Consider the following 8,720-nt stretch of genomic DNA (forward strand, 5'->3'; position numbering starts at 1 on the left):
GATGAGGTTGTCGACCAGATCAAACAGATGGGCGGACAGGCCATCGCAAATTATGATGATGTTGCTGACTGGGAGGGCGGGCACCGGCTGGTGCAAAGCGCGTTGAGCCAGTTTGGCAGCCTGCACGCCATTGTCAACAATGCCGGGTTTTTGCGGGACCGGATGTTTGTATCAGCAACGCCGGAAGAGTGGGATGCGGTGATGAAAGTGCACCTGCGCGGCCATTTTTGCACAACACGCCATGCGGTTGATTATTGGCGCGCCCAGCACAAAGCGGGCAACCCGATGAAAGCGCAAATTATCAACACCACATCTGGCGCGGGGCTGCAAGGCTCCATCGGGCAGAGCGCTTACTCAGCAGCAAAGGCCGGAATCGCCGGGTTGACGCTGGTGCAGGCCACGGAGCTGAACCGCTATGGGATCACCGCAAACGCTGTGGCTCCGCAGGCGCGCACCCGCATGACAGAAGGGGCCTTTGGCGACAAGATGTCGAGCAGCGAGAACGGCTTTGACATATTTGCACCGGAAAACACAGCCCCGTTGATTTCTTATTTGTGCTCTGAGTACTCAGAGCATGTGACGGGTGAGGTTTTTGAGCTGATCGGTGGCCGCCTGAGTGTCGCCTCTGGATGGAATGACGGCCCTGCCGAAGACATTTCCCGGCGCTGGACGGCAGAGGAAATCTCCAGAACCATGGGCAATCTTCTGGCGCAAAAAACGCAGGGCAAACCCGTGTACGGCACGGTGTAAGCCGAGAATGCAACCCGGTTTCAAGGCGCGATCAGGCGTCTTGAAACCGTTCTATCTGGTCTAGGAACAGCGGCTTTTCTCCGCCGCCATGGATTTCGAGCGTAGCCCCGGAAACGTAGCTGGATGAGGGGCTGCTCAGATACAACACACCCTTGGCGATATCCTCTGGAGCGCCCATTCGCTTTGCCGGCAAGCTGGCTGCAATCTGGGCCATTGCCTGTGCTGAACCATAGGTCTCAGTTGGCGTCTGTGTCGCAATGAGCCCGACCACAATCGCATTCACCCGGATTTCCGGCCCCCACTCAGCGGCCAGAGAGCGGGTCAGCCCCAACAGGCCTGCCTTTGAGGCTCCATAAACGGCGGTTCCCGGCGAGGGGCGCACCCCTGAAACACTGGCAATGTTGACGATGGACCCACCACCTGCCCTGTGCATAGAGGCATAAACAGCTTGTGAGAAGTGGATTGGGCCGAGCAGGTTCAGAGCGACGATTTTTTCATGAAACCTTGGTGAGACGGTTGCTGCGGGCGCATGGGGTGCACCGCCTGCGTTATTGACCAGAATGCTGATTGGGCCCATCTGCGCTTCAACAGCCTTAACAAAGCTGGTGATCGAGTCCGGGTCGCGCACATCGCAGGGCCAGAACCGGGCTTGCCTGCCTGCGGCCTGCGGCAGATGCTGTGGCGCATTGCGGCCACAGACGGCAACATGACAGCCCGCCGCCAGCAGGGAGCAGGCGATTTGAGCGCCAATCCCCCGCGTTCCGCCGGTCACAATAGCAACGCGGCCCGACAAATCTGATGCATGAACGGATTGGTGAGATTGAGACATAGCGGAATTTAAAACCTCTGCTGTGTGGGGGGCGGTTAAAGGCGTTCTATGATCATAGCATTGGCGATACCGCCGCCTTCGCACATGGTTTGCAGGCCGAAGCGAACCTTGCGGCGTTCCATCTCATGCAAAAGTGTGGTCATAAGCCGTGCCCCCGTTGCCCCAATCGGGTGTCCCAGGGCGATCCCTCCGCCATTAACATTGGTCTTTTCTGGCGGAATGTCCAACTCTTTCATCCAGGCCATCGGGATAGAGGCAAACGCTTCGTTGCACTCAAACAGGTCAATGTCCTCCACCCGCATCTGTGCGTCCTGCAGTGCTTTTTTCGTCGCCGGGATGGGGGCGGTCAGCATCCACACCGGATCGCAGCCATAAACGTTGAGGTGATGAATGCGCGCCCGCGGGGTGAGGTTATGATCCTTGACCGCCTGCTCAGAGGCGATCAGCAGTGCGCTGGCCCCATCGCAGTTCTGGCTGGCAACACCGGCGTGTATACGGCCGTCTTCCTTTATCGGCTGCAACTCTGCCATCTTGCTCAAGCTGGTCTCGCGCCTTGGGGTTTCATCGCTCTCAAACCCGTCAATTCCGCTGATTTCGCGATCAAAATAACCATTGTCGATGGCGTTGATGGCGCGCTGATGGCTGTTTAAGGCGTAGTGTTCCATGTCCTCGCGGGAGCATTTCCAATATTGGGCAATCATTTCGGCAGCCCGAAACTGAGAGATTTCTTCGCCGCCATACCGGCGCTGCCAGCCTTTGGAACTGGTGAATGGCGAGGTGAAGCCAAATTGCGGGCCAACGCTCATGGCTGCGCCAATGGGGATGGAGTTCATGCTTTGCACGCCGCCGGCAACAATCAGATGCTGCGTGCCGCTCATAACCGCTTGCGCGGCAAAATGGATGGCTTGCTGACCAGACCCGCATTGCCGGTCAATGGTGACACCGGGCACGTGGTCCGGCAAGCCTGCCACCAGTGCGCAGGTGCGGGCAATGTTGCCTGATTGTGAGGCGAGCGTGTCGGTGCAGCCATAAATCACATCATCAATGGCAGCTGGCTCAATGGATGTACGCTCCAGCAAAGCGCGGATCGGGTGTGCGCCAAGGTCAGCGGAATGCATTTGCGCGAGACTGCCCTTTTTGCGCCCGATCGGTGTGCGTACGGCATCAACAATATAGGCTTCCGGCATTTTGAAGGTTCCCTGTTTCTGGTGTGAGGTGGCTCGCCACTTTTTGCAATGCTGAGAAAACCGCAGCGGGGTGGCTATGGCCCATGTAGCGCGCGCCCTGAAAAATAAAATCGTCCGAATAGGTGATGCGGCACCAGACAGAACGCGGCAGATTGCCATCATTGAAACGGCCAAGGGGGGACTTGGGCATGTGGAAAGGACTGATTGCCGCCATCTGCTTGATGCTGTGTGCAGTGCGTGCGGACGCATCCGACTGGCGCATACTGGCGCGGTTTGATGATGCACCTGAGGGACTGGTCAGCGACCAGCAGGGCGGGTTTTTTGTTTCGCTGTTCCATTCAGCCGAGATTTATCGGGTTTCCGCTGATGGAGAAAAAACAAGGATCGCGACACTGCGCGATGTCATCGGCTCTGCCAAGGGCAGCACAATAGGAATCGACTTTGACGGCAAGGACACCCTTTACGTTGCCTTTGCAGAATATTCCAAACGCTATACCTGGCCCGCAGTTCCGGGGCTGGCTGTCGAGGCCTGTGCCGATTCCACCGTGCGCCATTCCGGCCTATATGCGGTGCAGATTTCTACCGGGCAGGTGGAAGCGGTTGCCACGCGCGCTGAGGGCTATCCGTTTTGCTTCCCGGATGATCCGGTGATTGATGAACATGGCGACATCTACCTTTCAGACCTGTCGCTCAAAGCAATCTGGAAGATCAATCCAACCAGCCGCAAGGTTGATTTGTGGTCCAAAGATCCGCTGTTTTCTGGTGGAGATCATGTGTTGAGCGGCTACGATGTTGGCGTCAACGGCGTTGCTCTTTCCCCCGATGGCCGTGCTCTTTATGGCGTCACAGGCGGGCTGCCCTTGCTGGTGAGGATTCCGATCCTTGCGGATGGATCAGCAGGCAAAGCGGAGATGGTTGCCTTTGGCTTTGCCAATATGGATGGGCTGGAAGTTGACGGGGATGGGACCTTCTATCTGACGGAAACCAAACGCAGCGAAATCTGGCGGCTTAATCCGCAAGCCGACCGGCGCGAGCAGCTGGGCAATCCGCTCAGGGACACATTAGGGGCACCTGCCAGCCTGGCATTTTCAGAGACAGAGCTGTGCGTCACCAACCTGAATTTCTTCGGTCATCTTCCCAAGGAAAAAGCAAACTCGGTTGTCTGCCGGCCAACTGCCCGTCCAGCATGGTCTAACTAATTGAATTATTGCAAACCTATCTAAGCATCAGGGGATTTTGAAATGACAGTATATGAAACAGATGTTCTTGTTATTGGCGGTGGGCCAGCCGGATCAACCGCCGCTGCGGCACTGGCGCGCAATGGGATCAAGACCACCATTTTGGAGCGTGATGTGTTTCCAAGATATCATATTGGTGAGTCCCTCCTAGCCTCACTGGTTCCCATGATTGATATCATCGGCGCAACAGAAAAAGTTGCTGCATGTGGCTTTGTCAAAAAGCCGGGCGGGTACTTCAACTGGGGCGGAGAAAAATGGGCGTTCCGGTTTGATGAGGTTGAAGGTGCACCGGAGCATTCCTTCCAGGTGGAGCGCGCTGAGTTTGATAATCTGCTGATTGAGCACGCTGGCGAGTGTGGGGCTGAGGTTCATCAAAATGTCAGTGTCAACAAGATCAATTTTGAAGATGGCCGCGCAGTCAGCGCCTCGTGGACAGACCACACCAAGAAAAAGTCCGGTGAGCTGAAGTTCAAGCACCTGATTGATTGCTCAGGCCGCAATGGTGTTCTCGCCAACGGCCATTTTAAAAACCGCCGCTTCCATGATGTGTTCAAAAACGTGGCTTTGTGGGCTTATTATGATGATGTGGATTTGAGCTACGACGATCTACCAGCAGGCTCCACGCGAATTTTGGCTGTTGATCAGGGCTGGATCTGGTTTATTCCGCTCAAAGACAACAAGGTCAGCGTTGGTCTGGTAATCGCCCATGATGCTTTGCGCTCCAAACGCAAGGATAACATGAGTGATGAGGAGATTTATAATCAGGTTTTGGAGGATCATCCCGAAGCCAAGCTGATGCTGCAAAAGGCAACCCGCGGCAAAATGCGTGTTGAATCAGATTATTCCTACACATCTGACTCCTTTTCGGGCCCCGGCTTTTTCATGAGCGGCGATGCAGCGTGTTTCCTCGATCCGCTGCTGTCCAGCGGTGTGCACCTTGCCATGTTCTCCGCGCTGATGGCCGCAGCCTGCATCACCAGCATTCACACTGGCGATGTGGACGAAGACCGGGCGCATACTTTCTTTGAAACCAGTTACCGCCAGGCTTATCTGCGGTTCCTGATGCTGGTCTCCACGTTCTACGACATGGGCCAAGGGCAAAAAGGCTACTTCGCCCAATCGCAAAAGCTGACCTCCAAGGAATATGACACGGAGGAAATGAAAACAGCCTTTGTTGATATTGTTTCCGGCACTGCTGACTTTACCGATGTCAGTGATGAAGAGTATGGCGCGGTCATTGTTGCCAAGGTGACCGAGAAGCTGAAAACGGGGGTCGATATGCGCCGGGGCACGCGGGAGATCGGCGAGGAAGAACGCGAAGAGCACTTGCAGTTCATGGACGGCATTGTCGGCCTGAGCTTTTTGGACAAAAACGCCTCCATCGGCGGTTTGTATGTGGAGCAGGAGCCAACCTTGAAACTGGCAGAAGCCTCTGCGTAAAATCCTCAAGGATAAATGTTGGACAGGGTGACCAATATTGGGGCACCCTGATCCGGCATATGGGCCGAACGTCTCTTCGGCCCAGTGCACCCGTTCTTTTAAACAGTCTTCTTAGTGTTTGCTGCCGATCAGGATTTTCAATGCATAACGATCTTTCCTTTACCACCATTGGTCATCTTTGTAAGTGGGCCGCTCAGACATACGGGACAATGCCAGCTCTGGAAGAGGGCAGGACTTACTCCTTTATTGAACTGGACGAGCTGCGCCAGCAGGCGGCCAGGGCCTTGATCGCTTTGGGTGTGAAAAAGGGTGACCGGGTGATGGTGTGGGGGCCCAACACCTGGCACTGGGTTGTGGCAGCCCTGGGGTTGGTGAGCATCGGCGCTATCCTTATTCCTGCCAGCACTCGCTTTAAAGCCAGCGAAATGGACGATCTAATCGAGCGCAGCGGCACCCCCCTTCTGTTCAGTGCAGGGCAGTTTTTGGGCAAGTATTACCCGCAGGAACTGGCGGATAAGACCCGCAGCGGTCTCAATCAATTGGTCATTATGGGAGAGGCGCAAGACGAAAGGGATTGCGGCTGGCAGGCGTTTTTGGAAAAAGGCAACAGCATATCAGCCCAGCAGCTGCATGATGTTGAGCAGAGCGTTGGCCCGGATGATCTGTGCGACATGCTGTTTACATCCGGCACCACCGGTTTCCCCAAGGGCGTGATGTTTGGACACAAGCAATGCCTGATGGGCGTTGATGGCTGGGCAGACCGGGTGGGGCTGACTAAGGGCGACCGGGTGTTGGTGATCCCGCCGTTTTTCCATGCTTTTGGCTATCGCTGCGGCGTGCTTGTGTGTTTGCTGCGCGGGGCTACTCTTATTCCCCACTTAACTTATCAGCCCGATGAAATTTTAAGCCGCATTGAGACCAGCGGCATCAGCGTTATTCCCGGCCCTCCCGCGATCTTTCAGGGCATGCTGCAGGAGGAAAACCTTGGCCAGTATAACCTGAGCACCCTGCGCGTTGGGGTGACGGGCGGTGCTGTTATTCCGCCAGCACTGATCCGGGATATGCGGCAGATACTTGGGTTTAAGGATGTTGTCAGCGGATATGGCCTGACGGAGTGCGGCGGGTTTGGCACCATGTGCAGCGCTGACGATGATGATGAAACAATCGCCACCACCGCAGGGCGGCCCCAACCGGGCTTGGAAGTGGCGATCAAAGACACCTCCGGCTCCATTTTGCCAGCGGAAACAACCGGTGAAGTTGTGATCCGCGGTTATGCGGTGATGCAGGGGTACTTCAATAACGAAGAGGCCACACAAGAGATCATTGACGAGCAGGGTTATTTGCATACCGGTGATTTGGGGCAGCTGGATAAAGACGGCAACCTGAAGATCAAAGGCCGGTTGAAAGACATGTATATCTGCGGCGGGTTTAACTGTTACCCCGCTGAGATTGAACGGCTTTTGAGCAGCAATCCAGCCATTGGCAGTGCAGCGGTTATTGGCATTGCCGATGACAGGCTGGGCGAAGTGGGCTGCGCCTTTGTTGTGTTAAAGCCGGGCCACCAGCTGAGTGCGGAGGAGGTTATCAGCTGGGCGCGGGACCATATGGCAAACTTCAAATGCCCGCGCCGTGTTGAAATTGTGAAAACACTGCCACTCAGCGCGCAAAGCAAAGTCAGAAAACAGGATCTTTACGAATTGCTGAACAACCGTGCAGAAGCGCTGGTTGAATAAAAAGAATGAGGTGAATTTTCATTGGAGAGGGAAATTTGGGATGAAGAAATTACTCAGGATAGGCACAGTTGTCGCCGCCTCCTTGGCAGCCAGCTTGGTGCATGCAGAAGATACGATTAAGGTTGGCGGATTGGTGTCGTTGTCCGGCGGCGGTGCATCCTTTGGCCGGGTGGCCCAACTTGCCTGGGAGATGGCGATTGAGGACATCAACGCTGAAGGTGGGATCAACGGGCGTAAGGTCGAGTTTATTCTGGCAGATACGCTGACACAGCCCAACCATGCGGTTGCCGAAGCGCGCCGTCTTATTGCAAATGAAAAGGTTGAAGGGTTTATCGGTCCTGTCACCAGTCAGGAAGTCATTCCGGTGTCTGGTCTGACGACAGCGGCCAATCTCTTTCAGATCACGCTGGCCTCTTCTGCCCGGTTAACACCGCAGACGGCACCCTATCATTTTTCAAGCTCACCAACCGGGCTAACTCAGATGATCCCGAACATCGACTATGCAGTCAATGTTTTGGGTGCCCGAAACATTGGCATCATTTCCGACAATGGCGGCATGTCACGCGATGCGGTTTCGCAGATGTTGAAATACCTTCAGACCAAGGATCTGAAACCTGCCAGCATCCAGCAGTTTTCCTTCAGAACCGAGGACATGACCCCGCAACTGTTTTCCATGCGCTCTGATGGTGTGGATGCGGTGCTGATCATCAATAGCCTTGGTGATGATTCCCGCAAGTTCTTGCAAAACATGCAGGAAATCGGTTGGGATGTACCAGTGCTTGGCTCGCTGACCATGACCAACTTTGCAGCAGCTAATGAAAAGCTGCTGGGGCCGGACGCCTTCAAATACGTCAGAAGCGTGCAGTTTGTCGGCATGACCTACTGCCCCGGTGATGAAGTTGGCACAACGCCCTACGCCATGTTTGATGCCCGCGCCAAAAAGGCCATCAAAGACCTCGACCGCATCGGTGGCAGCTCCGCGATCATACCGTTTTACATCAGTCCGCTGATCTTCAAAATGGCAATTGAAGGGGCTGGCACCACGGATGGGAAAAAGGTTGCCGCCTGGGTGGAAGCCAATGCAGGAAAGATGACCAATATGGTTGGCCCGTTCGCTGCTAGTCAGGAGTCACACTTCCTGCCAGCACCGGATTCACTGGTTGTGGTGAAAAACGCTTATGCGCACCGCGAAGATGGTCTGATTGAGCGCATCACCTGTCAATAAAGAAACTTTTTATCGTAATTACGCGCATATCAGCCAATTAAAGAGCTTTACTCGTTTATTTGGATGACGCGCAGAGATCCAGCCTGAGACTATTTTGGTCTAACAACAGGCTGGATTTTTTTATGACTTATTCAACGTGTGACGATGACAGCTTAATTGCCCAAACCGTGCAGAGGCTTTTAGCGGATGCAGGAGGACTGGAGCTTGCGCGGGCCGGGGCCACCAGCCAGACCTGCCAGTCCCTATGGTCGGTGCTGGGTCAGGAGCTGGGGTATACGGCCCTTGGCCTTGCAGAGGAAATCGGCGGAACCGGGGAAG

Annotated in this window: 8 protein-coding genes; 6 read left to right on the forward strand and 2 right to left on the reverse strand. The window is 55.1% G+C overall.

Annotated elements, in window-relative coordinates:
* On the forward strand, window positions 1-750 hold a 750-nt coding region (locus tag PPL9_RS05520), incomplete at its 5' end, for an SDR family NAD(P)-dependent oxidoreductase (RefSeq protein ID WP_057461760.1).
* 31 nt (window positions 751-781) lie between these two features.
* Here the strand turns inward: PPL9_RS05520 and PPL9_RS05525 are convergent.
* Both PPL9_RS05525 and PPL9_RS05530 read right to left on the reverse strand, forming a co-directional pair.
* Window positions 782-1,579, reverse strand: a complete 798-nt coding sequence (locus PPL9_RS05525; protein WP_057461761.1) for an SDR family oxidoreductase — start codon at window positions 1,577-1,579, stop codon at window positions 782-784.
* Between the two features lie 35 nt (window positions 1,580-1,614).
* Window positions 1,615-2,766 (reverse strand): acetyl-CoA C-acetyltransferase, encoded by a 1,152-nt coding sequence (locus PPL9_RS05530; RefSeq protein ID WP_057461762.1) that lies wholly within the window; start codon window positions 2,764-2,766, stop codon window positions 1,615-1,617.
* Between the two features lie 188 nt (window positions 2,767-2,954).
* Here PPL9_RS05530 and PPL9_RS05535 point away from each other — a divergent pair, with 188 nt between their 5' ends.
* The 5 genes from PPL9_RS05535 to PPL9_RS32305 all read left to right on the forward strand — a co-directional run.
* The gene (locus PPL9_RS05535) at window positions 2,955-3,965 is read left to right on the forward strand and encodes an SMP-30/gluconolactonase/LRE family protein (RefSeq protein ID WP_057461763.1); all 1,011 of its coding nucleotides are present in this window, start codon (window positions 2,955-2,957) and stop codon (window positions 3,963-3,965) included.
* Between the two features lie 42 nt (window positions 3,966-4,007).
* Window positions 4,008-5,444 (forward strand): NAD(P)/FAD-dependent oxidoreductase, encoded by a 1,437-nt coding sequence (locus tag PPL9_RS05540; protein ID WP_057461764.1) that lies wholly within the window; start codon window positions 4,008-4,010, stop codon window positions 5,442-5,444.
* A gap of 140 nt (window positions 5,445-5,584) precedes the next feature.
* Entirely contained in the window at window positions 5,585-7,177 is a 1,593-nt protein-coding gene (locus tag PPL9_RS05545) for an AMP-binding protein (RefSeq protein WP_057461765.1), read from the forward strand.
* A 40-nt stretch (window positions 7,178-7,217) separates the two neighbouring features.
* On the forward strand, window positions 7,218-8,402 hold the full coding sequence (locus tag PPL9_RS05550; RefSeq protein WP_200962115.1) for an ABC transporter substrate-binding protein: 1,185 nt from the start codon (window positions 7,218-7,220) through the stop codon (window positions 8,400-8,402).
* Between the two features lie 122 nt (window positions 8,403-8,524).
* Window positions 8,525-8,720, forward strand: a 196-nt coding sequence (locus PPL9_RS32305; RefSeq protein WP_057461766.1) for a hypothetical protein, incomplete at its 3' end; no start/stop codon positions are given.

The sequence above is a fragment of the Pseudovibrio sp. POLY-S9 genome, from assembly GCF_001431305.1.
Classification (GTDB): Bacteria; Pseudomonadota; Alphaproteobacteria; order Rhizobiales; family Stappiaceae; genus Pseudovibrio.

Coding starts and splice junctions, on each gene's coding strand:
- PPL9_RS05530 (WP_057461762.1), bottom strand. CDS start 2,766: ATGCCGGAAGCCTATATTGTTGATGCCGTACGCACACCGATCGGGCGC.
- PPL9_RS05550 (WP_200962115.1), top strand. CDS start 7,218: ATGAAGAAATTACTCAGGATAGGCACAGTTGTCGCCGCCTCCTTGGCA.
- PPL9_RS05540 (WP_057461764.1), top strand. CDS start 4,008: ATGACAGTATATGAAACAGATGTTCTTGTTATTGGCGGTGGGCCAGCC.
- PPL9_RS05535 (WP_057461763.1), top strand. CDS start 2,955: ATGTGGAAAGGACTGATTGCCGCCATCTGCTTGATGCTGTGTGCAGTG.
- PPL9_RS05545 (WP_057461765.1), top strand. CDS start 5,585: ATGCATAACGATCTTTCCTTTACCACCATTGGTCATCTTTGTAAGTGG.
- PPL9_RS05525 (WP_057461761.1), bottom strand. CDS start 1,579: ATGTCTCAATCTCACCAATCCGTTCATGCATCAGATTTGTCGGGCCGC.